This is a genomic window from Williamsia sp. Y853 (assembly GCF_056786495.1).
Genome location: NZ_JBXCJC010000004.1, coordinates 202,627 through 226,175, shown reverse-complemented (window position 1 = coordinate 226,175; position 23,549 = coordinate 202,627). Strand labels below are relative to the sequence as shown.

General features: G+C 64.3%; 25 protein-coding genes. 12 read left to right on the top strand and 13 right to left on the bottom strand.

What is annotated here, in order from left to right; genetic code table 11:
• Positions 1-34 precede the first annotated feature (34 nt).
• On the top strand, positions 35-1,321 hold the full coding sequence (locus AC1TPF_RS21595; RefSeq protein WP_482145274.1) for a sensor histidine kinase: 1,287 nt from the start codon (positions 35-37) through the stop codon (positions 1,319-1,321).
• Positions 1,300-2,001, top strand: coding sequence for a response regulator (locus tag AC1TPF_RS21590; RefSeq protein WP_482145273.1), 702 nt, complete (start codon positions 1,300-1,302; stop codon positions 1,999-2,001). Before AC1TPF_RS21595 ends, AC1TPF_RS21590 begins: the two co-directional genes overlap by 22 nt.
• 14 nt (positions 2,002-2,015) lie before the next feature.
• Here the strand turns inward: AC1TPF_RS21590 and AC1TPF_RS21585 are convergent, their stop codons facing one another.
• Both AC1TPF_RS21585 and AC1TPF_RS21580 read right to left on the bottom strand, forming a co-directional pair.
• Positions 2,016-3,227 (bottom strand): RNA polymerase sigma factor, encoded by a 1,212-nt coding sequence (locus tag AC1TPF_RS21585; RefSeq protein WP_482145553.1) that lies wholly within the window; start codon positions 3,225-3,227, stop codon positions 2,016-2,018.
• Positions 3,228-3,269: 42 nt separating this feature from the next.
• Entirely contained in the window at positions 3,270-3,638 is a 369-nt protein-coding gene (locus AC1TPF_RS21580) for a YciI family protein (protein WP_482140977.1), read from the bottom strand.
• A 234-nt stretch (positions 3,639-3,872) separates the two neighbouring features.
• On the opposite strand from AC1TPF_RS21580, the gene AC1TPF_RS21575 reads away from it, so the two are divergent.
• From AC1TPF_RS21575 to AC1TPF_RS21555, 5 genes are read left to right on the top strand one after another with little or no spacing between them, the layout of a single operon-like run.
• Positions 3,873-5,915, top strand: coding sequence for a DNA/RNA non-specific endonuclease (locus tag AC1TPF_RS21575; RefSeq protein ID WP_482145272.1), 2,043 nt, complete (start codon positions 3,873-3,875; stop codon positions 5,913-5,915).
• Positions 5,916-5,929: 14 nt separating this feature from the next.
• A complete protein-coding gene (locus AC1TPF_RS21570; RefSeq protein WP_482145271.1) occupies positions 5,930-6,877 on the top strand; it encodes a M43 family zinc metalloprotease in 948 nt (315 codons plus the stop codon).
• A complete protein-coding gene (locus AC1TPF_RS21565) occupies positions 6,874-7,134 on the top strand; it encodes a hypothetical protein (protein WP_482140983.1) in 261 nt (86 codons plus the stop codon). Before AC1TPF_RS21570 ends, AC1TPF_RS21565 begins: the two co-directional genes overlap by 4 nt.
• Positions 7,135-7,161: 27 nt before the next feature.
• Complete coding sequence (locus AC1TPF_RS21560; protein ID WP_482145270.1) at positions 7,162-8,154, top strand: M28 family metallopeptidase; 993 nt, start codon at positions 7,162-7,164, stop codon at positions 8,152-8,154.
• A complete protein-coding gene (locus AC1TPF_RS21555; protein ID WP_482145269.1) occupies positions 8,151-10,187 on the top strand; it encodes a prolyl oligopeptidase family serine peptidase in 2,037 nt (678 codons plus the stop codon). The genes AC1TPF_RS21560 and AC1TPF_RS21555 overlap by 4 nt, the downstream gene beginning before the upstream one ends.
• A gap of 21 nt (positions 10,188-10,208) precedes the next feature.
• Here the strand turns inward: AC1TPF_RS21555 and AC1TPF_RS21550 are convergent, their stop codons facing one another.
• Positions 10,209-11,687 (bottom strand): DUF2079 domain-containing protein, encoded by a 1,479-nt coding sequence (locus tag AC1TPF_RS21550; protein WP_482145268.1) that lies wholly within the window; start codon positions 11,685-11,687, stop codon positions 10,209-10,211.
• Between the two features lie 47 nt (positions 11,688-11,734).
• A complete protein-coding gene (gene dinB, locus AC1TPF_RS21545; RefSeq protein WP_482145267.1) occupies positions 11,735-12,946 on the bottom strand; it encodes a DNA polymerase IV in 1,212 nt (403 codons plus the stop codon).
• 60 nt (positions 12,947-13,006) lie between these two features.
• Between dinB and AC1TPF_RS21540 the strand changes: the two genes are divergently transcribed.
• On the top strand, positions 13,007-13,390 hold the full coding sequence (locus tag AC1TPF_RS21540) for a hypothetical protein (RefSeq protein ID WP_482145266.1): 384 nt from the start codon (positions 13,007-13,009) through the stop codon (positions 13,388-13,390).
• Between the two features lie 25 nt (positions 13,391-13,415).
• Here AC1TPF_RS21540 and AC1TPF_RS21535 read toward each other — a convergent pair whose 3' ends face one another.
• From AC1TPF_RS21535 to AC1TPF_RS21525, 3 genes are all read right to left on the bottom strand, one after another.
• Complete coding sequence (locus AC1TPF_RS21535; protein ID WP_482145265.1) at positions 13,416-14,237, bottom strand: hypothetical protein; 822 nt, start codon at positions 14,235-14,237, stop codon at positions 13,416-13,418.
• Positions 14,238-14,280: 43 nt separating this feature from the next.
• Positions 14,281-15,249: a polyphosphate kinase 2 gene (ppk2, locus tag AC1TPF_RS21530; RefSeq protein WP_482140997.1), complete on the bottom strand. Its 969-nt coding sequence runs from the start codon at positions 15,247-15,249 to the stop codon at positions 14,281-14,283.
• 163 nt (positions 15,250-15,412) lie between these two features.
• The gene (locus AC1TPF_RS21525; protein ID WP_482145264.1) at positions 15,413-15,976 is read right to left on the bottom strand and encodes a DUF6764 family protein; all 564 of its coding nucleotides are present in this window, start codon (positions 15,974-15,976) and stop codon (positions 15,413-15,415) included.
• Positions 15,977-16,188: 212 nt separating this feature from the next.
• On the opposite strand from AC1TPF_RS21525, the gene AC1TPF_RS21520 reads away from it, so the two are divergent.
• On the top strand, positions 16,189-16,626 hold the full coding sequence (locus AC1TPF_RS21520; protein WP_482141001.1) for an SRPBCC family protein: 438 nt from the start codon (positions 16,189-16,191) through the stop codon (positions 16,624-16,626).
• 5 nt (positions 16,627-16,631) lie between these two features.
• Here the strand turns inward: AC1TPF_RS21520 and AC1TPF_RS21515 are convergent, their stop codons facing one another.
• From AC1TPF_RS21515 to AC1TPF_RS21505, 3 genes are all read right to left on the bottom strand, one after another.
• Positions 16,632-16,832 carry a DUF3263 domain-containing protein gene (locus AC1TPF_RS21515; protein WP_482141468.1) on the bottom strand — a complete coding sequence of 67 codons (201 nt, stop codon included), beginning with the start codon at positions 16,830-16,832 and terminating at the stop codon, positions 16,632-16,634.
• Between the two features lie 158 nt (positions 16,833-16,990).
• Entirely contained in the window at positions 16,991-17,626 is a 636-nt protein-coding gene (locus AC1TPF_RS21510) for a GntR family transcriptional regulator (protein ID WP_482141003.1), read from the bottom strand.
• A complete protein-coding gene (locus AC1TPF_RS21505) occupies positions 17,626-18,756 on the bottom strand; it encodes an LLM class flavin-dependent oxidoreductase (protein ID WP_482145263.1) in 1,131 nt (376 codons plus the stop codon). Before AC1TPF_RS21505 ends, AC1TPF_RS21510 begins: the two co-directional genes overlap by 1 nt.
• Before the next feature lie 153 nt (positions 18,757-18,909).
• On the opposite strand from AC1TPF_RS21505, the gene AC1TPF_RS21500 reads away from it, so the two are divergent.
• Together AC1TPF_RS21500 and thiM are read left to right on the top strand one after the other, a co-directional pair.
• Complete coding sequence (locus tag AC1TPF_RS21500; protein ID WP_482145262.1) at positions 18,910-19,770, top strand: sulfurtransferase; 861 nt, start codon at positions 18,910-18,912, stop codon at positions 19,768-19,770.
• A 29-nt stretch (positions 19,771-19,799) separates the two neighbouring features.
• Positions 19,800-20,642: a hydroxyethylthiazole kinase gene (gene thiM, locus AC1TPF_RS21495; RefSeq protein ID WP_482145261.1), complete on the top strand. Its 843-nt coding sequence runs from the start codon at positions 19,800-19,802 to the stop codon at positions 20,640-20,642.
• Here thiM and AC1TPF_RS21490 read toward each other — a convergent pair.
• Genes AC1TPF_RS21490 through AC1TPF_RS21480 form a run of 3 tightly spaced genes read right to left on the bottom strand, consistent with a single transcriptional unit; the run spans position 20,635 to position 22,352 of the window.
• Entirely contained in the window at positions 20,635-21,063 is a 429-nt protein-coding gene (locus tag AC1TPF_RS21490) for a PPOX class F420-dependent oxidoreductase (protein WP_482145260.1), read from the bottom strand. The genes thiM and AC1TPF_RS21490 overlap by 8 nt on opposite strands.
• Positions 21,060-21,461: a (R)-mandelonitrile lyase gene (locus AC1TPF_RS21485; RefSeq protein ID WP_482145259.1), complete on the bottom strand. Its 402-nt coding sequence runs from the start codon at positions 21,459-21,461 to the stop codon at positions 21,060-21,062. Before AC1TPF_RS21485 ends, AC1TPF_RS21490 begins: the two co-directional genes overlap by 4 nt.
• A gap of 6 nt (positions 21,462-21,467) precedes the next feature.
• Positions 21,468-22,352: an aldo/keto reductase gene (locus AC1TPF_RS21480; protein ID WP_482145258.1), complete on the bottom strand. Its 885-nt coding sequence runs from the start codon at positions 22,350-22,352 to the stop codon at positions 21,468-21,470.
• Positions 22,353-22,625: 273 nt separating this feature from the next.
• On the opposite strand from AC1TPF_RS21480, the gene AC1TPF_RS21475 reads away from it, so the two are divergent.
• Positions 22,626-23,528 (top strand): helix-turn-helix domain-containing protein, encoded by a 903-nt coding sequence (locus AC1TPF_RS21475; RefSeq protein ID WP_482141016.1) that lies wholly within the window; start codon positions 22,626-22,628, stop codon positions 23,526-23,528.
• Positions 23,529-23,549 lie beyond the last annotated feature (21 nt).

Here is a 23,549-nt window from a genome sequence, read left to right as displayed (position 1 = left end):
CCCGGTCGTCATCGGCGTCGCATAGATTGACTTTGTGCCAGAGGCCATGACAACGGCCGGAGCGACCCTCCGTCGATACCCCCTGCGGTTCGCCGTGGGAGCGTGGCCGTGGCGTGCCCTTTTCTATGTGATCACCAGCGCCATCAGCGGTCTGGTCCTGATGCTCATACTCGGTTCGGTCCTGTTCATCGGTGTCGTCACTCTGCCGTTGATCGTCGGGTTCTTCGTGCTGCGCGAAGTGCCGCTACTGGTCAGTGCTGCCGCCGAGGTCGAACGCAAACGCCTTCAGCTACTCGACGCCGGCTCGGAGACGCGGTTGTTCCGGATCCGTAAACAGGAGCCCTTGTCCGCGCGCGAGTATCTGACGTTGCTCCGTTCGTGGCGACTGCAGTGGCGCGAGGTCGTGTTCGCGATGCTCCTGACGGCAACGTGGTTCGTCGACTGCGCAGTGTTGCTCCTCGGCCCAGTTCTGGGCGTGGCACTGCTGATTTCTCCCTGGGCGGTAGAGGATTCAGCTCCGGTCACCTTCGGTTCCTGGTCCGCTTCCACGGCTGGGGAAGCATGGATCCTCGCGGCGGTGGGGGTCATCTGGTTCGCCGCTTCAGTCCTGTACCTGATCCCGTCCTATGCGATCGTCAGAGCCGCACCGGCACGGATCCTGCTCGACCCCGATGACAGCGACCTCCGCTCGGAGATCAGCAGGCTCCGAGCGTCGCGACTTGATCTCGTGACCGCGTTCGCCACCGAACGCAGCCGGATCGAAGGGCAACTACACGACGGTGTTCAGCATCGCCTGGTGGCTCTGACGATGACGCTGGGACTGGCCGAGGTCAAGGCAGACGAAGGCCCGGTCCGTGACCTGATCATGCGGGCCCACCGCGAGGCAGATCTGGCCCTGAGTGATCTACGCGACGCGGTCCGCGGCATTTCGCCGCAGGTATTGGCCGCCCACGGACTCGACGCAGCGGTTCGCGAACTCGCCGGGCGCACACCGATTCCGGTGGCAGTGCAACTGGACACCGGTCGATCACGGCTTCATGAGGCCGTCGAGGACTGCTCGTATTTTGTTGTCGCCGAATCGATATCGAACGCTCTCAAGCACTCCGAGGCCACGTCGATCACTGTCACCGGAACCGCGTCCACCGAACACTGGATGTTGCGGATCACCGACAACGGTGTCGGTGGGGCCGACCAGAGCGGCGGACACGGCATCGCCGGGCTCGCGATCCGCTGCACCGCGATCGGCGGCACACTGGAGGTCCTCAGTCCCGACGGCGGCCCGACAGAGGTGAAAATACTGTGCCCGCTCACTCCGAATTGAACGCCGCCGGCGGACTGACCGTCGTGCTGGGCGAGGATTCGTTACTCCTGCGTGAGGGCATCGCAGCGATTCTGGCGCACGCCGGCCACGAAATCGTCGCCCAGGTCGGCGACGGTGATGCCGTGGTGTCAGCGGCACGGGCGCTGCGCCCAGACCTCGTCATCACTGACGTCCGAATGCCGCCGACACATACCGACGAAGGGTTGCGGGCGGCGGCCGCACTGCGTACAGAATTCTCGGATATGGGAATCCTGGTGCTCTCGCAGTATGTGGCGGCCGCATACCTACCCGAACTGATCAGTTCATCCACTGGTGGCGGGGTGGGCTACCTCCTGAAGGATCGCGTCGGACACGTGCAATCGTTTCTGCAATCGGTCACCGAGGTGGCAGGCGGGGCCACGATCATCGACCCCGATGTGGTGCGCCAGTTGGTGGGCAATCATGGTGCGGGCGGGCCGATCTCACAGCTGACCGGGCGTGAGCAAGAAGTGCTGTCGCTGATGGCCCAGGGCCGGACCAACGGGTCGATCGCAACCGAACTGTTCGTCAGTGAAGCCGCGATCCGCAAACATGTCGGGGCGATCTTCAGCAAACTCGACCTCGTGGCCGAACCGGGATCGGGCACAGACAGACGGGTGACCGCGGTCCTGACCTATCTGCGTGAGGTCACCGATCAATAGCCGGCTACGCACGCTCATCGTGGTTCCAGCTCGCTGAGCCGACGGTCGAGATATCTGCGCTGCGCGGGATCGGTGGTCAGAGAGATGGCCTTGGCGAACGCATCCCGGGCCTCGGCTGTTCTGCCGAGTTGCCCGAGCAGGTGCGCGCGAGTGCTCCATGCCGGCTGAAAGTGGCCGGTCCGGTCCGCGATCTGCTCGAGTAGGTCCAACCCCACCGCCGGGCCGTCGACCTCCGATGTCACCGCGGCAAGTGCGACAGTGCTGCCGAGTGTCGGTGCGACCGTGTCGAGTACCCGGTACAGATCACGCAGGACCCACCAATCGGTGGTTCCTAGCTCGCGACGGGCGATGTGCACCGACTCGATCGCGGCTTCGAGTTGGAAGCGTCCGAGCACACCGCAACCGTGCGCGGTGCGTAGATGCGCCTGCCCACGTTCGATGAGCGAGCCATCCCACCGCCCGACATCCTGTTCGGCCAGCGGGACCAGGGCGCCGTCCGAGCTGTAGCGAGCCGGTATCCGGGCATTGGACAGGCAGATCAGGGCCGCGAGTCCATGCGCCTCGGCCGAGATCTCCCGCCCTTCCGACGGCGCCAGTTCGGCCAGTGTTTCGGCCAGATACAGCGCCTCGGTGGTCAGACCGTCCCTGCGTTGGGTTCCGCTGCTGTGCCAGTCGATGGCAAAAGTGCCATAGACGGCTTCGGCGACCGCTGGCATCCTTTCCGCAAGCACGGTCCGGTCCGGAATCCGGAAAGGTATGCCAGCCTGTTTGATTCGGCGTTTGGCACGAACCAGACGCGCGGCCAGCGTCGCAGTGGGTATCGCCAGTGCCCGGCCGATCTGTTCGGCGGTGAAGCCGAGCACCGTGTTCAACATCAGCGGGGTGTGCACAGCCGGGTTGATGGCCGGGTGCGCACACACCAGCATCAGCGCCAGGCGTTTGTCCCCGATGGCATCGGGGTCGACGCCATCGAGATGTACGCCGGCGTGGCGATCCGGTTCCAGCACAACCGAATTGCGGTAGGCCGCGGATTTCCAGCGGTCCCGTTGCCGATTGCGGGCGACCGCGAGGATCCATCCGTCCGGGTTGTCGGGCACCCCTACGCGCGGCCACCGCGTCAGGGCCCGCTCGAAGGCGTCGGCCAGCGCATCTTCGGCTGCCTGCACATCACCGTCGGCGGCGGCCAGCAGCGCCAGCAACCGTCCGTAGGACGTGCGCGCGGTCATCGCCGCACGCACGTCCACCTCGGTCCTGGGCTCGGGCACGGCTCAGACCCAGCGGCCGTCCACCAGCGAGATCCCGACCGGACGCACCTCGATCACGCCGTACTGGGTTCCCGGGCATTTCTCGGCCCACGCGAGCGCGGCGTCCAGGTCGGGCACGTCGATCACGAACACCCCCGCCAAAGCCTCCTTCGTGTCGGCGAACGGGCCGTCCTGGATCTGCAGGCTGCCGTCTCGCCGGGTCACCGTCGTCGTGGCCGCCACCGACTGCAGGATCTCCCCGGCAACCAGCACGCCGGCTGAGGCCAGCGCATTGCCGTAGACGCCGAATGCTTCCTGCATCTGGGCGATGTCGTCGTCGGAGATCTCACCCTCTGCGGGCTCCTGGTTGTTCAGAAGTAGTGCGTATCGCATCGTCTGACTCCTCACATCTCATCCATTGTGGGCCGCATTCGACGGTCCATCACGGTGATGACGATTGACGTGCCCCCAATTCGACGCGTCCTCGATCGGGATCACGTAGTGCCGGGTCGCGGATTCGAGTAGCGGACTACGCGTGCGCCGACCGCGGGATCGCGGGATTCTCGAATCACGCCACCACCTCGACGCAAGCGAAGACCCTCGACCCGAACCCGACCAGGACATGCCATGACAATCGTCCAGCCGCAGTCCGATGAACTCACGCAATCGCACCGCAGCGCATTCGACTCCGAAAACCGACTTCAGACCGACGCCGCCGCGCGAAGAATCGCGGAACGACAGGGCAAACGCAGCGGCAACGAGGACGCAGTGTCCCGCGGCCACCTCGCCGACGCCGATTCGGCGGCCCGGATCACCAATCGCCTGGCCCGGATCACCCGCTACTACGCTCCCGACTCAGCACCTCTCACACCCGAACCCACCATCGCCAGGGGTGTGGACCGGGCAGCAGATGCCCTCGACATGGAGGGTGCCGATCTCGAGAAGATCATCAACTCCCCCGACTTCCTCAGCGTCCGATACCTCGACGAAGGTGTGATTTCTTCGCGGTCGGTTGGTCGCGTGAACATCGGTGTCAGGTCAGGTCGGCCAAGTGGCTACGGCACCGGATTCCTCGTCACCCCATCGCTGCTCTTGACCAATCACCATGTGCTGCCGGACGCAGACACGGCCCGGACGAGTCAGATCGAGTTCAACTACCAGGACGGGGCGGGCGGTGTTCCGCTGTCCGGCGCATCATTCAGCTTTGCACCCGACCGTTTCTTCCTGGCCGACCGCCAACGTGATTTCGCGCTGGTTGCCGTCGACGCCCCGGCACCGGAGTTGGCGACATTCGGATACAACCAGCTCACCTCCGCACAGGGCACGGTCATCGTCGGCGAATCCGTCACCATCGTTCAACATCCCGGTGGCCGCAGGAAGCAGATCGTGTTGCGCGAGAACAAACTCGTCGACATCCCCGATGGATTTGTCCACTACTCCGCGGACACCGAACCCGGTTCATCGGGCTCTCCTGTTTTCAACGACCAGTGGGAAGTTGTTGCGCTGCATCATGCCAGCGTGCCCGCCCCCGAGCAGACGCGGTTCGGCGGCTACCTGAACGAAGGAGTCCGGATCAGCAGCATCCTGGCCCATCTGCGATCACAACCCCTGACGGCCGCGCAGACGGAACTCGTCGGCGCGCTGCTCGGCGACGGGGTGTCATCGTCGCCGGCGCGCAGCCCGGGCGAGGGCGAACCGGGCCACGGCGAGGCGCAATCCGCGAACACCGCCACGACGATCCGGGTGCCGGTGGAGATCACCGTGCATCTCGACGGCACCGCCACGACGATCAGGGCCGATGTGGGCACCGTGAACACCGGCACCGGCACCGGCACCGGCACCGAGGCAATCTCGATCGACCCCGACTACACCACCCGCGGTGGTTACGACCCCCGATTCCTGACCCGGCCGGTACCGCTACCCACACTCACCGATGCCGTCAAACCGGTTGCTTCTCAAGAACTTCGGTACCACCACTTCAGCGTGATGATGCATCGCCCACGCCGGATGGCACTGTTCACGGCCGTCAACATCGACGGCGGCCAGGCGAACGATCCACCCCGCGAATCGGACCGGTGGATTCGTGATCCACGTATCGCCGCCGGCGAACAAACCGACGAAGCCCTCTACCGCGACAACCCACTCGACCGAGGGCACCTGGTACGGCGCCTCGACCCGGCGTGGGGGCCGCAGGCGAAAGCCGCCAATGACGACACATTCCACTTCACCAATTGCACCCCGCAACATCATGATTTCAATGCGGGCAGCACACTGTGGGTGGGTCTGGAGGACTACCTCCTGCGTAGCGCCCAGAACAACGCACTCAAGGTGAACGTTCTGACCGGCCCGATATTCGCCGACGACGACCCGCCATATCGCGGATTCAAACTACCCAGACAATTCTGGAAAGTCGCGACGATGGTCAAGGGCGATGGCACACTGTCGGCCACCGGCTACCTCCTCAGCCAGGAAGCACTTCTGGACGAATTCGCCACCGCGCCTGAAGCTTTTACCTTTGGCGCGTACCGTACCTACCAGGTTCCGGTCCGCAGGATCGCAGGAGCATCCGGCCTCGACCTGAGCGCCTACATCGGTTCCGATCCGCTGGAGCACATCGAAAGCTCGCACACCGCACGAGAACTCATCCGCACCGCAGACCTCATCCTCTGATCGGAGAACACGTCATGACCACCATCGAACCCCCGACCACGCGCCTGTGCGGGGCCATGCCCGAACATCGTAGATTGCTCACCGAATCGGCGGACTATCGTCGGGCGCGGGCAGAACTCGAAACCACAACCATCGAACTCGAAGCCCTCGAACGACTCAGCACCGAGATCGTCCACATTCCCATGGTCGTGCATGTGGTTGCCCGCACCGACGCCGAGAACATCTCCGATGCTCAGATACACAGCCAGATAGAGGTTCTCAACCGCGACTACCGTGCCACCAACGACGACATCGATCGGGTCCCGGAGTTTTTCAAAGACCGGGTCGGTGACGCCCGCGTGGAGTTCTCGCTGGCCACCGCCGACCCGGAGGGCAACCCGACGACCGGTATCACCCGCACATCGACCCAACACGCGACGTTCAATACCGACAACGCGATCAAGTTCACCTCCAGAGGTGGCATCGACGCCTGGCCCACCGACCGGTATCTGAACGTGTGGGTCGGCCTCCTCGGTGGCGGATTGCTCGGATACGCGCAATTCCCCGGCGGACCCGCGGACACCGACGGTGTGGTGATCACCCACACCGCGTTCGGCACCACCGGAACCGCCACATCGCCGTTCGATCTCGGCCGCACCGCCACCCACGAGATCGGGCACTATCTCAACCTGTTCCACATCTGGGGCGACGACGGGAGCGGTTGCGGCGGCACCGACGAGGTCTCCGACACACCGAATCAGGGGTCGGAGAACACCGGGAAACCGTCGTATCCACACGTCAGTTGCAACAACGCCCCGCACGGCGACCTGTTCATGGACTACATGGACTACACCGACGACGATTCGATGGTGATGTTCACCGCCGGGCAGGTGAGCCGGATGCGCGCCAGCCTCGACACCGCCCGGTCAGCGCTGGTGACGGCCGGGAGTGCGGGCGTCGGCGCAGGCTCCCCGACCCCGTGACCGCCGTGGCCGACCAGCGCTGGTGGCATTCATTCGAAGAAGACCACGACGATGTGGCCGTCTACCGACCCGACGGTTTCGAGTTCCCGCCTGCCAGAGGCCGCCGTGGCCTCGAGATCGAGCCTGACGGATCGGTGATCGAGCTCGGTCTCGGCCGCGACGACGTACCCGGACAGCGGTTGCACGAATCGACCGGATCTCCGGCACCCGAGATCGTTCACCGCGACAGTCAGCGGATCGAGGTCCGACGGCCATAACGGGACCGGAACCGAAAGGAATCTGCCATGCATACCGAAGACACCATCGCAGTCCAGCGTGAACCGACCTGCCGACGAGCAGCGGCGCTGCGCATCGCGCCCACCATCGAACATCCGCCGATGGTCAGGGCCGTGCCGGATCCTGAGATCGCCGCCATTCTCTCGGCGTTGTCGGGCTCCCGCTACAGCCGGTTCCTGTCGACCATCACCACCCCGGTCACCCGGCATTCGCTGAGTCCGGAGTTCCGGTCCACCATGTATTTCGCGGCCACCGAACTCGAGGGTGCCGGATACCAGGTGTACCGCGCACCGGTCGCGGTCGGCGATGGTTCGAGTGCGAACCTCATCGCTCACCTACCCGGAACCGGTCCCGAACCACGCGACCTGATCCTGGCCACCGCACACCTGGATTCTGTCAACGAGGCCGGACGCGCGCATCCGGCACCGGGCGCCGACGACAATGCATCGGGCTCGGCCGGAGTCCTCGAACTCGGAGCGGTTCTGGCCGGTCGTACGTGGCACCACGATGTGGTGCTCATCCTGTTCGGTGGTGAAGAGCAGGGTTTGCTGGGGAGCATCGATTACGTAGAGACGCTCGCGCCGGAAGTCCGCAACCGGATCGCCGCCGTCATCAACATGGACATGATCGGCCGCAAGAACTCGGCCACACCCGGCGTCATGATCGAAGGTGGGCAGAACTCGCAGGCGTTGATGAACGACCTGGTGGCGGCCGCCGGTACCTATACCCAGTTGTCGGTGTCCACGTCGTTGAACCCGTTTGCCAGCGACCACGTGCCGTTCATCGATGCCGGGATCCCCGCGGTCCTCACCATCGAAGCCGATGACCGGGCCAATACGGACGTGCACAGCGACCGCGACACCCTCTCGACCGTCGACTCCTCGCTGGCCATGGAGATCTTGCGCATGAACCTGGCAGTCCTGGCCACCCGCCTCGGCCCCCTGAGCACCGGACCGCTGGTGAACGTCGAGCGCGCCGGTGCGGCAGACTGGTCGGCGTGAGTTATTCCGACCCCTACCTCTGGCTCGAAGATGTGACCGGCGATGACGCCCTGACCTGGGTGCGTGAGCACAATCAACCCACCCTCGATCGCCTCACCACCGGAACCCGTTTTTCGGAACTGCAAGCCGCCGCCCTCGAAGTCTTCGACACCGACGACCGCATCGCGTATGTCCGACGGCGCGGCGACCACCTCTACAACTACTGGCGTGACGCCGCCAACCCGCGTGGTCTGTGGCGGCGCACCACGTTGGAGCAGTACCGCACCGATTCCCCCGAATGGGATGTGCTGATCGACCTCGACGCGGTCGCCGCCGCCGAAGACGAGAACTGGGTCTGGAAGAGCGCCCTGGTTCTGCGTCCGGCCCATGAGCGGGCACTGATCCTGCTCTCGCGTGGTGGGGCCGACGCCTCGGTCGTGCGCGAGTTCGACATGGTCTCGAGAAAATGGATCGATTCCGCCGACGGTGGGTTCACCCTGCCGGAGAACAAATCCGATATCGACTGGATCGACGACGACACCGTCTACGTCGGCACCGATTTCGGAACCCACTCCGACGGCAAACCGGCGCTCACCCACTCCGGATACCCCCGCGTCGTGAAGCGCTGGACCCGAGGAACGCCACTCGAATCAGCTGACACCGTATTCGCCGGATCTGTTGAAGACGTTGCAGTACAGGCGATGTACGACGACACACCCGGGTTCGAACGACACTTCGTTGTCCGGTCGACCGACTTCTTCCACCAGGAGTTCTATCTCGTCGGAGACGACGCGGAACCGACGCTGATCGATGTCCCCACCGACGCACACACCAGCGTTCACCGTCAGTGGTTGCTGGTGTTCACCCGCTCGCCATGGGAATTGAGCGAATCTCAGACGTACCCAACCGGGACCTTGCTGGTCTTCGACCACGATGCGTACCTGACCGGGAATCGCGAAGCGACAGTACTGTTCTCACCCGACGACCACACGAGCCTCCAGAATTTCTCGTTCACCTCCAAGCATCTGGTTCTGGTGACCTTGCGTGACGTGCAGACACAGGTCCGTCTGCTCTCGGTGTCCGACTGGTCGGTCTCCGAACTCGCCGGACTTCCGGAGTTGGCCACCATCTCGGTTCTGGACACCGATCCCGACCACAGCGACGAACTGTTCCTGTCGGCCAGCAGCTTCACCACCCCACCGAGCCTGCTGCACGGGTCGAGCACCGATGGCGTCGCTCCGATCAAGCAGTCACCCGCACTGTTCGACACGAGCAATGTGACTGCCTCCCAGTTCTTTTCGACGTCGGATGACGGGACCCAGATCCCGTACTTCGTGGTCAAACGCGACGACGTGGATTCGGGACCGACCCTGCTGTACGGCTACGGCGGATTCGAGAACTCGCTGACACCGAGCTACGGCGCGGTCTCCGGTCGCAGCTGGGTGGAGCGCGGCGGCATCTACGTCATCGCCAACATCCGGGGTGGCGGCGAATACGGACCGACCTGGCACACCCAGGCCCAACTCGCAGGCCGCCACCTCGTCTACGAGGACTTCGCCAGTGTCGCAAAGGATCTGATCGCACGCGGCCTGACCACCAGTGAGCAACTGGCAGCGCAGGGCGGATCCAACGGCGGCCTGCTGATGGGCGTGATGCTCACCAGCTACCCGGAACTGTTCGGCGCCCTGGTCTGCCAGGTCCCACTGCTCGACATGAAGCGCTACCACCTGCTGCTCGCCGGCGCCTCCTGGGTCGCCGAGTACGGCGACCCCGACGACCCGGAGCAGTGGGAGTTCATCTCGAAATACTCTCCGTACCAACTACTCCGCAAAGACGCCGACTATCCCAAGCTCCTGATGACGACGTCGACCCGCGACGATCGCGTGCATCCCGGCCACGCCCGCAAGTTCGTCGCCCGGATGGAAGAACTGGGGCATTCGGTGAGCTACTACGAGAACATCGAGGGTGGCCACGGCGGCGCCGCCGACAACAAGCAGGCGGCCTTCAAATCAGCACTGGCCTATGAGTTCCTCTGGGAGAGCATCAGCGACTGAGTCCCTGCTGCACCGGCCCGATCAGCGCCGGTGCAGCAGCACCAGGCCCCCACGGTCGTCGACCACACGGTACTGACCACCGGCTTCGATCTGCTCCAGTTCTTTGCGAACACCATCGGGACTGGTCGGGAACATGTTGTAGGTGTTCGTGTCGACCATGATCCACTCCGGGACGGAACGGTCACGATCCAACCGCGGGAACAGCGTCACCTCGTAGTCGGAAACAAGGCGCGGCGCAACGTTGTTGGTTGCGGCGACCGATTCACCGTCCGGGATCTCACGGGCGAGTGATTCCACCGACTGCGCAACTGTGGCCGGGGTGTAGAAATCGCCCTCGGCAAGTCGGTGCAGCGGGCCACCCGCGGCCAGCGCCACCGCGATCACCGCGGCCCCGGCGGCGAACCCGGTGACCACCCGCCGCGACCGGCCCTGCCTGCGCAATGACATCAGGGCATCGATCATCGCGACGAACATGATCGGCATCAAGATCGCGTCGTAGTGGTAGTCGTCGGACCAGTAGAGGTGATTGGTGCTCCAGAATCGCCATGCGATGGTCGGGACCGCTATCAGTGCGATCGGCGAACGCACCGCGAGGAACAGCGTGATCACCAGCAGCATGAAGGCGGTCGAGGCGCGCGCATCTCCGGCGGCAAATCCGAGGAGGAACTCCTTGACCCCCTCGGCAGGCGACTCGGCGAACTTCGTCCCATAGGAATAGTCGCCGCTGCTGAACGCGGGAACGAACACCTTTGTCGCCAGGACCGTCCAGAGCACACCCCAGACCGCTGTGGCGGCCGCCCAGCGGTAAGCCTGCGGACCACATCGCCACGCAACTACGGCCGCGAGCACGGCAACGGTCAACCCGAGATCTTCTTTGCAGAAGACCAACGGCAGCGCATAGAGCAACGCGGCGCGCCACCGCTCCTCGACGATGGCAACCATGCTGAAGGCCAGAAGTGGCACGGCCAGCGCGATCTCGTGGAAGTCGAAGGCCAGCGCGTGGGCGATACCCCAGGAAAGCCCGTACGCGAGCGCGATCAGAACACCCACGGCAACACCCAGCTGCCGGGTCGCCAATCGCACGATGGGTATCGCCGCCAGCGCAAAGAGCAACGCCTGGACCACCAGCAGCGTGATCGGCGTCGGAAAGACCCGGTAGATCGGCCCGATGAGGGCGATCCAGGGCTGGAAGTGGTCGCCCATCAAGTTGATGCCGGTGCCTTCGAGCGGCACGATCGGCGCTTCGAAGTGGCCGTAGGCGCGCACTGCCTGGGTGAATATGCCCAAGTCCCAACCGGTGTATCCGAGCCGCTCGAAGCGCCTGACCGAATAGACGATGTACACGACCGCCAACCCGGCGAACGCGGCGAACGCCAACACCCATGGCGCGTTCCAGCGCCGCGGATCGGCGAGTTGCTCTCGTTTTGCGCGGAGGGGCGACCGTTCGCCGAGCCCATCTCCGGTCACGTCACTGGTGTCCGCCACGATGGATGAAGGCATTTTGCCACCGTAGCGTGGCTCGATGCCCTATGCGTCGGGCAACAGAATCAGTCCGGCAGCATCGGTACCTGCATTCCGCTGTCGCGGCCGAGGAGCACCGCCCTGGTCACGGCCCCGGCGCCGAACCGATCCCGCAGGCTGTCGACCGTGATGTCCAGTTGTTCCTGATGGTGCTCTTCGAAGGGCAGGGCCAACTGCACGACCTCGGTGCCGGACAGGTTGGTGAGCGAGACACCCAGCAGCGTGCAACCCTTCTCCTCGATCATCGGCATGGCCGCGTCGAGGATCTTTCGCGACGCCGTCATCAAGACGTCGGTGCGGTCGGTGGATTCGTAGAGGGTGTGCGATCTGGTGGCCCGGGTGAAGTCGTCGAACCGCAGCCGCAGGACAACGGTGCGCGTGCGCCGGTCGGCTTTGCGGAGCCGCTTTCCGAGCCGGTCGATGATCCCGACGACGGTGGCCTCGAGTTCGTCGGCCGACTTTGCACGACGGCCCATGGCGCGCTGCGATCCGATCGACCGGCGGCGGCGCCCGACCTCCACCCGTCGTGGGTCGTGGGCCATCGACAGCGCATACAGATGCCGGCCCGCGCCACCACCGACGAGCGAACTCAGCAGCGCCTCGCCGACCGCGGCGAGGTCTCCCACTGTGCGCAACCCCGCGTTGTGGAGTTTCTCCGCGGTCACCGCCCCCACACCCCACAGCCTCTCGACCGGTAGCGGATGCAAGAACTCGAGTTCGGTACCGACCGCGACCTCGAGCAGTCCATCGGGTTTGCCCACCGCGCTGGCCACCTTGGCCAAGAACTTCGTGCTCGCGATCCCGACCGTGATCGGCAAGCCCACCTCGGTCGCCACCCGGGCCCGCAGGCGCGCGCCGATCTCCAGCGGCGAACCGCTGATCCGGCGCAGACCGCCGACATCGAGGAAGGCTTCGTCGATCGAGATCCCCTCGACGATCGGCGTGGTGTCGCGGAAGATCTCGAAGACGGCCTTGCTCGCCTCGCTGTAGGCGTCGAACCGCGCCGGCATCACCACCGCCCGCGGGCACATCGCGAGCGCTTCTCTGCCGTTCATCGGCGTACGGATCCCGAAGGCCTTGGCTTCATAGCTGGCCGCGAGCACCACACCGCCGCCCACGATCACCGGCCGTCCGCGCAACTCCGGGTGGTCGCGTTGCTCTACCGAGGCATAGAACGAATCCAGATCGGCGTGCAGGATGCTCGCCTGGTCTCTTTGCTCGATCCGGGACACGAACATATGTTCGCATACGGGTCCGACAACGCGCCCTGTGTCCGATTCGCCGATAGGGTCATCGCCATGACACGAACCCGAATGTGCCTCGCAACACTGGCGGCCGCCACCGGACTGACCCTCGCGTTGCCGGCCACCGCCACCGCTGCCACCCCGGCGGACGTGAAGGTGTCCGTCGAGTCCCGCGGCGACGATTACGGGTTCAAGCTCTCCCTTTGTCCGGTGACCGCCACCAACGTCGGCGAGACCACCGCTTACAACGTGAAGGTCTCAGGATTCTCGCTTGACGGGACGCAGTTCACCATCCCCGAGCTCGCCCCCGGCGAATCGGAAACGCAGATCGTAGGGTGTGGACTGGGAATTCCGGTCTTCGGGATGGCCGTCCCGTCGGATTGGAACATCCTCAACAACTTCGCGGTTTCCTGGCGCCTACTGCCCAATCTGTCATGACGTAGGCGGCCGGCTCGTCGACCGTCTAGCGCCGACGCTCGAGCGTCGCCGACACCACGATGCCGGCAATAACGACGACCACTCCGGCCCCGGCGGCGATCAGGCCGACGTTCTGCATGCTGTCGACCACCTTGTCGACGATGAGTTCGGCGACCTCTCGCGCCGAACCTTCGGCACCTGAGATCTCGTCGGTTGCCCGACGCTGGGCGAACTCGCCCAACAGCCAGGTCAGTACGCCTCCGACGATCACGCCGAATCCGATTGCGGCAACGACCAATCCGCGCCGCCGCGCCACCACCAGAGCGCCGAGTCCCGCGACCACCGCGACCACGAGCGACCCGATCGCGATGTACCCGATCTGGTCGCCGAGCTCGTGATAGCGACCGGCTTCCAGACCCGACCGCGCCGAATCACTCAGCGGCACCTCGATGGGCCCGGAGATCTCGACACCGCTCAGGAGCTGGTCGTTGATCACGCGGTTCACCATCGGCGTCAGATTCAGCGACATCACCTGCCCCTCTTCTTCGGGCGTGGCCTCTTCGAACAGCCAATCGTGCTGCTGATTCATCGCCTCGACGAAGTCGGGCTTGAAGTTGTCGCTACGGGTGTAGGCCTCCGCGAGCGGCCGGATCAGCGCAGACGGGACCAGCGGCGCAGCAGCTGACACCTGCGCGGTGATCTCATCGGCAATCTGTTCTTGGACCTTCGAATTGTCCGCGAGCGGAGAGACCATCTCACTGAAGCCGTCGCGGTCGACGAGATTCGAGTTGACCCAGAACGCCGGCACCGCAATGGCAGCAGAGACGATCGCAACTAGACAGAGCACCGCAGCAAGGAAGGAACGCACCGACCCAGGTTACCGATCGATCGGCACAAAACCCGGCAAGGTCCTACTCACCGATGATGTCGCGGGCACGACCGACGATCAGAGGATCGGGACGTCCGACGATCTCGTCGTCCCGATCGTCGTAGTCATACAGGCTCAGAACGTAGCGCATGGCGCCCAGCCGAGCGCGCTTCTTGTCGTTGCTCTTCACCACGGTCCATGGCGCATGGTCGGTGTCGGTACCGGCGAACATCTCCTCTTTGGCCGCGGTGTACTTGTCCCACTTGTCTAGCGAGGCAAGGTCCATCGGCGACAGCTTCCACTGCCGGACCGGGTCGACCTGCCGGATCGCAAACCGGGTGCGCTGCTCCAGCGGTGACACGGAGAACCAGAACTTGATGAGTTTGATGCCGTCGTCGATCAGCATCTCCTCGAACAGCGGCGCCTGCCGCAGGAACTGGGCGTGCTGTTCATCGGTGCAGAATCCCATCACCCGTTCGACGCCGGTCCGGTTGTACCAGGAGCGGTCGAACATGACGATCTCACCGGCCGCGGGCAGATGCTGCACGTAACGCTGGAAGTACCACTCGGTCGATTCCCGCTCGCTCGGCTTCTCGAGGGCAACCACCCGCGCGCCACGGGGATTGAGGTGCTCCATGAATCGCTTGATCGTGCCGCCCTTGCCCGCAGCGTCACGTCCCTCGAAGACCAGCACATGGCGCTGGTTGGTCACCTTGATCCACCTTTGGAGCTTGAGCAGTTCGATCTGCAGCAGACGCTTTTCCAGCTCGTACTGGTCGCGGCCCATACGTTCGTCGTACGGATAGTCCTCACGCCAGGTGTCGATGACGTTGCGACCCGGCAGGGTCAGCAGTCGTGGGTCATCGTCATCACGGTCGTCGACCAGGAACTGCGTCGTGTCAGCGAGGTCGACAATCTTTTGCAGGGCCTCGCGACCGGCAACAACACTGAAGTCGGGTCCGACATCGGGATGATCGGGTCCAAAATCTGAAAGGCGCAGTATCTCGTTCACCGATTCAATCTAGTCTGATTTGTCCGCTGTCAGGTGTCCTCTTTGTGAACCCGGGGCCAACGACTCGAAGCCGACGAACTGCCGATACACGAAGAGCGGCACCGTAAGCGGCACCGCTCTTCGTCGGAGAGTGCGGGGAACAGGCGCCCGCACCGTGGTCTTGTTATCGGGGTGTCGAAAGCCAGATACCCCCGGCGCCGATGCAGCCTTGTCCGGTATTGGTGTCGACTGCGGCTGCGAAGCTGCCCGTGCACTGTGCCCCATAGCGTCCGGCATAGGCACTGCCGCCCCACCCGGCGATCGCGATCGACGTGCCGCCGTCGCGCGCCTGACTGACCGACATACCTCCGGGGCCGGTTGTCACCGCGTAGCCGGTGCCACCGGATATCGCGCCCGCGAGGGCCGCGGCACCGGGCTGCAGGTTCAACGCGCTCGCGTTGCCACCGATGTCCGCCGAAGCCACCGCGGTGCCCGCACCGCTTTGATCTGTTGCCCGAGCCGTGCTGCCCGGACCCGCCTTGGCACCACAGCCCCCGTTGCCCTCGACGTGGATGACGTTGTGCCCGTTGGACACCTCGCATATCAACGGGTCGGCCGATGCCGTACCCAGCCCGCCAAATCCGGCCAAGGCCAACGCTCCGGCACCGATCAACCCGGCCACTGCAAGCCGAGATCGAGAGCGTGAGCAGACGCCAAAAATACTTGAATCAAACAAGTTTCGCCCCATCAAGACTGTCAAAGGAGATACAGGCCCCACCGATTCGAGGCCCAGGAAGAACCCGGCCGCCTCACTGCGCACCGACCACTGGGACAGACCATACTCCCCCGCCTGCGGTTCGCACCAAGATTCGATGGCAACGCTTCGGTCACAAAGAACGGGCGCCGACGCCGCGACCAAACCCGGCCGATTCCGAGGCGAATCAGTGTAATTTTCTCTCCATGGCAGTGAACGCAAAAACCGAATTCGACATCGATGCACCGCCGGCCGTGATCATGGAGATCCTGCTCGACGTGGAGTCTCTACCCGACTGGTCTGGTCCACACAAGAAGGCCGAAGTCCTCGAAGAGTATGACGACGGTTCCCCGAAGAAGGTGAAGCTCGAACTCCAGGCCTTCGGCATGACCGATCACCAGTTGCTCACGTACTCATGGACCGAGAACACCTGTACCTGGGATCTCATCGAGGCCGACCAGCTGTCCCATCAGCACGGGCAGTACACGGTGACGCCCAAGGGCGAGGGGTCACACATCGAGTTCGATCTCGATGTGGACCTGAAGATCAAGCTCCCCGGCCTCCTGGTCAAGCAGGCCCAGAAGACAGCGCTGAACACTGCCCAGAAAGGTCTCAAGGAAGAAGCCAAACGCAGACTCGCGTGATCGGGTTACTTCGCCATCCAGAGCCGCCTGCGCACGACTCCCCGCATCTGCTCGACCGCATTCGGTGAGAGCTGTTCAGGCGGACTCTGCCGCAAGAGGTCGTTCACGGACGCAAAGTAGTCGCGATCCGACATCCCGAAACGCTCATGAATCTGCTCAGACGGCCCACCGCCGAGGGGATACCACCGGACTTCGAAGTCCAGCATCTCCTGCGTATTCGGTACCAAGACCCACTCCCTTCAACATGTGACCAGCGCCACTGATCAGTGACTGTAGTCACAGGGTAGCGCGTCGCGCCAGTGGGTACAGCTGTTGAAATCTTAAGAATCGAAGAACGATTGGGGCGAGAGGACCACGACTCGAATTACGCGTGCCTCTGGGCTAATTGAGCGATCCGGTTGTCGCGGTCGGCGGCGTGGTGCGCCAGCATTGCCAGGCGTGCACCGTCCCGATCACGATCGCGCACCGCCGTGAGAATCTCGCGATGCTCGTCGATCGGACGCTCGAACGCACCGTCGGAATGCGAGGGCTTCCACGGTGCGCCGAGCTTGATCTGGGCGTCCAGCCGATCGAGCAGATCGGTCATCGTCCGGTTGTGCGCCGCCTCGCGCAGGGCGGTGTGCCACTGCCGCAACGCGAGGCGGATATCAACCGGGTCCGGCTGCGCCGTCGACCGATCCTGCGCGTCCTGAAGGCGGAGCAGGTCGACGTCGGTGCGACGCTCGGCCGCCGCCGACGCCACCGCGGCGTCGAGCACGGCCTGGGCTTCGAAGAGCTCGAGCAGTTCGTCGTCGCCACGCTGGGTGATCATGAATCCGCGGCGAACCGGTTCGATCAGTCCATCCTGCGCCAGCAATGCCAGCGCTTCCCGGACCGGGGTGCGAGAGACTGCGAAGTCCTCACTGAGCACCCCCGGGATCAACGGTTTGTCGACGGAGTAGGCGCCCGCCAACAGATTCTCGCGAAGTTTGCGATAGATCCCGTTTGCGTGGCTGTCCATCAGAGCTCGTCGAAACGGGGCAGCAGATGCTCGGCGACCTGCCGTGCCTCCTCGGCCAGCGGCCAGCCGGCCAAGATCAGCGACGTGATGCCGACGGCATCCTTCAGGCGACGTACGGTGCCGGTGATCGAGTCGGGGTCGCCGACGAAATAGAGAGCCGATGAGCGGGACCCGAAGATGTCCAGCGGCGACCATGCGGTGATGCCTGCGTAGAGGCCCTCATCGACCTGCAATTCGGAGGGCTCCGGAAAACGGTTGGCCCGCAATGCATCAACCCATCCCTGACGCTGCGCATCAGGCGCGGTGTATGTGAGCAGACTGTGCTCGCCACCGGTGCGCTTCTTGACCGCGACATCGAGGGTGTCGCGGACTGCGTCGATGCCGGCACCGGTGAACACCGTGTAGAACTTCTCGAGCGCGTCGGCAGCATCCGGGCGCACGATCACGCCACCGAGAGCACCGATGGAATCGAACTGTCGGCCTGCGGCCGAGACCGCCGTCTTTGCGGCCTCGATCCTGGGGGCCAGCTCATGCGCGGGACGCAGCATCGTCAGGTAGTTGTGGATGGTCGCTCCGGCGTGCTCGAGGCCGGCCGGCGAATCTCCGGTGCCCCACAGGTCGATCACGTCCTGGGTCGGCTCGATGCGGACCGGTGAATTGTGGAAGTTCGAGTCGGTTCCCGCGCGGTAGTGCTCGAGCACCTCGGCCCAGTACTTGGTGCTGCGGGTGTACCGATCGTCATGATCGGCCTTCACGCCGTAGGGGCCCACCCGGTCGTCGGTGCCGTTGATCACGTTGATGTCGAGGCGACCGCCGCTGAAGCGATCGAAGGTGAGTGCCTTTTCCGCGAAGGCCTTCGGCGGGATGACACCCGAATAGGTGGCGACCAGGAAGCGCATCCGACTGGTCACGGCTGCGGCGAACGACGCCGAGGTGAACGGATCATTGGGCCAGGTGGCGACCAGCGCCCCGTAGAAACCGCCGTCGTCGATGGCCTGGGCGAGTTCCCGGTAGTGCTCGAAATCCGGCGGGTAGAGCCGACCCGGAGTCCACGGATAGTCACCATTCGCCGTGGTCAAGTACCAGAGCGTGCGGAAGCCAGCGTTACCACTGGAGTCGTTCGAGGCCATTACTGCACAGATCCCTTCATTGCTTACAACGCTCCCGATTCTCTCGGTCGGAGCACCGAGCGTCACCCATTCAAATCATCTGGATTTTAATGCGTGCACAATCATCCCGATGAATGTAGCTGTATACACATGCCGCAACCAGGCCCGGGAAGCATGAACACCGACCAGGACACCCCTGGGTTGTTCACGTCTGCGCAGTGGCTGAAGGAACATCGGGCCGACCCGAGGCTCGTGATCCTCGATGCCTGCGTCACCCGCGATGTCCATCCTGACGACACCAGCACCTATTCGACCGGGCTGCCCACGTACCGCGAGGGCCACCTGCCCGGTGCCGTCCACGCCGACCTCGTCGACGACTTCTCCGATCCCACGGCAGCGGCACCCTTCACCCGACCCACCCGGGAACAGCTGGCCGCCGCTCTCGGCCGCCACGGCGTCGGCGCGGATTCGACAGTGCTGGTCTACGACCACCTCAACGGGATCTGGGCCGCGCGATTGGTCTGGGTATTGCACAGCTACGGGTTCGCCGCCGCCTCCGTCCTCAACGGTGGGTTCGACACCTGGCGCGAGATCGGTGGCGCCATCGAGACCGGAGAGCGCACCCCGACACCGACCACTCCCCCGGAGCTCTTCGCCGAGCCCGGCTACTTCGCCGACGCCGACGACGTCCGGGCGCTGGGACCGGAATCAGAACTGATCAACGTTCTTCGGCCAGAGGTCTTTTCCGGTGAGGAAATGCCGTACGGCCGGGCCGGACACATCCCGGGAAGCGTGAACCTGCCCTTCGCCGACCTGGTCGACCCCGACGGAACCGAAATCAATCTCGACCGGGCACGTCGTGCAGCCGAGTCACTCCACCCGGGACCGGTGGTGACCTATTGCGGTAGCGGCATCACCGCCTCCGGATACGCACTGGCGCTGCGCGCGTCAGGCCGCGACGACGTCCGCGTCTACGACGGTTCGATGTCCGAATGGGCGGCAGACCCCCACAATCCCCTCACCACATCACTGTGACCATCACTCCCCGACACGAAGGACAGACCATGACCACGCTCGAACCGACCCGCGTACCCGACGTCGATGCGGTCATCGACGCGCTGCTCGAATTGCGTTCGCGGACACCGCTGGTGCACGCATTGACCAACTACGTGGCAGCCGGGTTCACCGCCAACGTCCTACTCGCCGCAGGCGCCAGCCCGGCCATGGTCGACAACGTGGAAGAGGCCGGCCTCTTCGCCGGAGTCGCCGACGCAGTGCTCATCAACCTCGGAACACCCCAGTCGGCCCTGCACGACTCATACGTCGCCGCCGCGACCTCGGCCCACGAATCCGGCACACCATGGGTACTCGATCCGATCGGCGCCGGCGGACTGCCCTGGCGCGGCGAGCTCGCCCGAGAACTGCTGGCCCAGCACCCGAGAGTGATCCGCGGCAACGCATCTGAGGTCATCGGCCTGCACGGCCTCGATGGTGGCGGCCGCGGCGTCGACAGCTCGGCCGATCCGGCCGCAGCAGTGGAAGCGGCTCGGGCCCTGCTCGCTTCCGCTGACGCCGTCTCGGCCTCCGGCCCTGTCGATCACGTTGTCGGCGCCACCGGCACCACCCACAACCTGGTCAAGGTGGGCGGCGGACATTCACTGCTGACCAAGGTCACCGGCACCGGATGCTCATTGGGCGCGCTGGTCGCGGCATATGCCGCAGTCACCCCCAACGGATTGACGGCCGCGGTGTCCGCGCACACCCACGTTGCGGTCGCGGCAGAGATCGCCGCCGAAAAGACCTCGGCGCCAGGATCCTTCGCGGTTGCCTACCTCGATGCACTCCACGATCTGGGCCCCGACGACATCCGGTCGCGAGCCCAGATCAGCGGAGCCCTGCTCAGCTGACCTGGCCGTAGAAACGTTCGGCGTATAGGCGGATCACCAGTCGACGTTCGTCCACCATCGCCTGGGCATACTCGTCCCAGTCGGGGTGTTCACCGGAGATGTCGCGGTAGAGGTCGATCAGTTCCGAGATCGTGTCGTCGTCGGTTGCCTGTGCGGCGACCGGGCTCAGTTCCACCCGACCCTCGGCGACCACATACGACCAACCGTCCTCGCTGCTGACCTGAAAACTCGCGCGCGGATCACGGCGCAGATTGGCGACTTTCGCCCGTCCATCGGTGGACGAGATCCGGAAGACACGCTCGCGTGGGTCGAATGAGTAAGCCACCGTGGATAATTGCGGCACCCCGCTGCTCCGGATCGTGGCGAGGGTGCCGCGGCTGTGTTCCGAGATTAACTCGATGAGTGCCGGGTTGTCGGTCATACGTCGAAATACTCCTCATCGGTGACGTGTTCGAGCCAGGTCGTGGTCTCGGCCGGATCGTCGGCGTTGTCGAGCATCGCCAGATGTTCCATGAACGAATCCGGCGCAGCTCCGTGCCAATGCTCCTCGCCGGGAGGACAGTACAGCGTTTGCCCGGTCCGCGCCTCGATCTTCGGTCCGCCGCGCGACTGCACCCAGGCAATGCCCGAGGTGATGTGCAAGGTCTGACCCAGAGCGTGGGAGTGCCACGCGGTGCGGGCGCCGGGCGCAAACCGCACCATCGCGACGGTCATCCGCTGGCCGCCCTCGCGGGGTTTGGCAATCGGGTCGAGCCAGACGTCGCCGGTGAAGTACTCGGGTGGATTCTTGGTGGTCGGTATACGTGGATCGATGTCCATGAAGGATCAGGCCTCCGGGATGTTCATGCCAAAGGACTCACGAGTGATCGCCTCGGGTTCGGGGCCACCGCGTATACCGGTGTCGAGTGCGTCGATGGCGGTGAGTTCGTCGGCGGAGAGTTCGAAGTCGAAGATGTCGAAGTTCTCTGCGATCCGTGATGGTGTCACCGACTTCGGGATGACCTGCCGCCCTTGCTGCACATGCCACCGCAGCATCACCTGAGCCGCAGTCTTGTCATGCGCCTTCGCGATCGCGACGATGGTCGGGTCCTTGAGTGTCGAGCCTTTCGACCCGTCGCGGTAGAAGGTGATGCCGCCGATCGGAGACCACGCCTGCGTGAGGATCCCGTGCTCGGCGTCGGCTGCGAGCACATCGGGTTGCTGGAAGTAGGGGTGCACCTCGATCTGGTTGATCGCGGGCACAACCGATGTCGCGTCCAACAGGCGGGTGAGGTGCTCACGCATGAAGTTGCTGACACCGATGGCGCGAACCTTGCCGTCGGACAACAACTTTTCCAGCGCCTTGTACGCGTCGATCGTGAGATCGAACTCGCTCGGCAACGCCTGATGCAAGATCAGCAGATCGATCTGATCGACCCGGAGTTTGCCTGCGGCCTTGTCGAACGCGTGCAGTGTCGCGTCATACCCGTAGTCGCTGATCCAGACCTTGGTCTCGATGAAGATGTCCGACCGGTCGAGGTCCGACCGGCTGATCGCTTCACCGACACCCTGCTCGTTGAGGTAGGCACCCGCGGTGTCGATGTGGCGGTAGCCGACCTCCAGCGCGGTGGACACTGCGGTAGTCGTCTCATCTGGCGGTGTCTGAAATACCCCAAAACCTATTGACGGCAGTGTGATTCCATTGTTGAGAACATAATTTGAAGGAGCCATGAATTCCACCGTAGCCTTCTACCGCACCCCCAGACAGTGACTGCGAGTACCTGGTTTCGGCGGTGCGGTCACGGCCGGAGCGCAACCTTCAATGTCTCTGGCGAATACATCGCCACATAGGTACGTCGATGACCCGGACATCTCCGGCACCGTACATATATGTGGCTTTCATACACTCCGGTTGCCCTCTGTCCTGCCGTTTTCTGGAGTCACAGTTGTGCCGGGTAACGCCAGTACCTCCCTTGGATTCGCGGCGATGCCTACGGTGGAGACATGAGTTCCGCCGAGCTGCGCACCGAGATCCGCGATTTTCTCAGCTCGCGGCGTGCGCGTATCACCCCCGAGCAGACCGGCCTTCCTGCCTACGGCGGCAACCGCCGGGTCAAGGGTCTGCGCCGCGAGGAGGTGTCCCTGCTGGCAGGCGTGTCGGTCGACTATTACGTGCGGATGGAACGGGGAAACCTCTCCGGTGCCTCCGACAGCGTCCTTGGTTCCCTGGCCGGCGCATTGCAACTGGACGAGGCCGAACGCGATCACCTGTTCGCGCTCGCCCGCCAGTCTCAGGAGAGTTCGGCGACCCGCCGCCAACGGACCCCACCGACCACCGTTCGCCCGGCGATCCAACAGGTGCTCGACGCCATCACGGACGCACCGGCCTGGGTTCGCAATGGCCGCCACGACATCATCGCGATGAACCAGCTGGCCCGCGCGCTCTACTCACCGGTACTGGCCGACCCCCGCCGCCCGACCAACACCACGCGATTTGTCTACCTGCAGCCCAGCGCTGCCGAAGAGTTCTTTGTCGACTACGACCAGATCGCCAGAGACGCCGCTGCCATGCTCCGGCTCGAAGCCGGCCGCAACCCCCACGACAAGGGCCTCATCGCACTCGTCGGGGAACTGTCCACACAGAGCGAATTGTTCCGCAAACGTTGGGCCTCACAAGACGTTCGTTTCCATCGGAGCGGCCGTAAACGCTTGCGCCACCCCATTGTCGGCCAACTCGACCTGGACTTCGAAAGCATGGAGTTCCCTTCCGAACCGGGCCTACATCTCAACATCTACACCGCGGCCGCGGGCACACCCACCGCCGATGCACTGAAACTGCTCGCCTCCTGGGCGGCCGGCCATGAGCAGCTCGAAACCGAACACCAACCGGTGCGCAAACCTTCGTGAGTTCCCTTCCTGCTCAATAGA

Excerpts from the sequence above, each read along its gene's own strand:
- AC1TPF_RS21585 (WP_482145553.1), bottom strand. The coding sequence starts at position 3,227 with ATGACCGCGCGCACGTCCTACGGACGGTTGCTGGCGCTGCTGGCCGCC.
- AC1TPF_RS21580 (WP_482140977.1), bottom strand. The coding sequence starts at position 3,638 with ATGCGATACGCACTACTTCTGAACAACCAGGAGCCCGCAGAGGGTGAG.
- AC1TPF_RS21575 (WP_482145272.1), top strand. The coding sequence starts at position 3,873 with ATGACAATCGTCCAGCCGCAGTCCGATGAACTCACGCAATCGCACCGC.
- AC1TPF_RS21570 (WP_482145271.1), top strand. The coding sequence starts at position 5,930 with ATGACCACCATCGAACCCCCGACCACGCGCCTGTGCGGGGCCATGCCC.
- AC1TPF_RS21560 (WP_482145270.1), top strand. The coding sequence starts at position 7,162 with ATGCATACCGAAGACACCATCGCAGTCCAGCGTGAACCGACCTGCCGA.
- AC1TPF_RS21550 (WP_482145268.1), bottom strand. The coding sequence starts at position 11,687 with ATGCCTTCATCCATCGTGGCGGACACCAGTGACGTGACCGGAGATGGG.
- dinB (WP_482145267.1), bottom strand. The coding sequence starts at position 12,946 with ATGTTCGTGTCCCGGATCGAGCAAAGAGACCAGGCGAGCATCCTGCAC.
- AC1TPF_RS21540 (WP_482145266.1), top strand. The coding sequence starts at position 13,007 with ATGACACGAACCCGAATGTGCCTCGCAACACTGGCGGCCGCCACCGGA.
- AC1TPF_RS21525 (WP_482145264.1), bottom strand. The coding sequence starts at position 15,976 with ATGGGGCGAAACTTGTTTGATTCAAGTATTTTTGGCGTCTGCTCACGC.
- AC1TPF_RS21520 (WP_482141001.1), top strand. The coding sequence starts at position 16,189 with ATGGCAGTGAACGCAAAAACCGAATTCGACATCGATGCACCGCCGGCC.
- AC1TPF_RS21515 (WP_482141468.1), bottom strand. The coding sequence starts at position 16,832 with ATGCTGGACTTCGAAGTCCGGTGGTATCCCCTCGGCGGTGGGCCGTCT.
- AC1TPF_RS21510 (WP_482141003.1), bottom strand. The coding sequence starts at position 17,626 with ATGGACAGCCACGCAAACGGGATCTATCGCAAACTTCGCGAGAATCTG.
- AC1TPF_RS21505 (WP_482145263.1), bottom strand. The coding sequence starts at position 18,756 with ATGGCCTCGAACGACTCCAGTGGTAACGCTGGCTTCCGCACGCTCTGG.
- AC1TPF_RS21500 (WP_482145262.1), top strand. The coding sequence starts at position 18,910 with ATGAACACCGACCAGGACACCCCTGGGTTGTTCACGTCTGCGCAGTGG.
- thiM (WP_482145261.1), top strand. The coding sequence starts at position 19,800 with ATGACCACGCTCGAACCGACCCGCGTACCCGACGTCGATGCGGTCATC.
- AC1TPF_RS21490 (WP_482145260.1), bottom strand. The coding sequence starts at position 21,063 with ATGACCGACAACCCGGCACTCATCGAGTTAATCTCGGAACACAGCCGC.
- AC1TPF_RS21485 (WP_482145259.1), bottom strand. The coding sequence starts at position 21,461 with ATGGACATCGATCCACGTATACCGACCACCAAGAATCCACCCGAGTAC.
- AC1TPF_RS21480 (WP_482145258.1), bottom strand. The coding sequence starts at position 22,352 with ATGGCTCCTTCAAATTATGTTCTCAACAATGGAATCACACTGCCGTCA.
- AC1TPF_RS21475 (WP_482141016.1), top strand. The coding sequence starts at position 22,626 with ATGAGTTCCGCCGAGCTGCGCACCGAGATCCGCGATTTTCTCAGCTCG.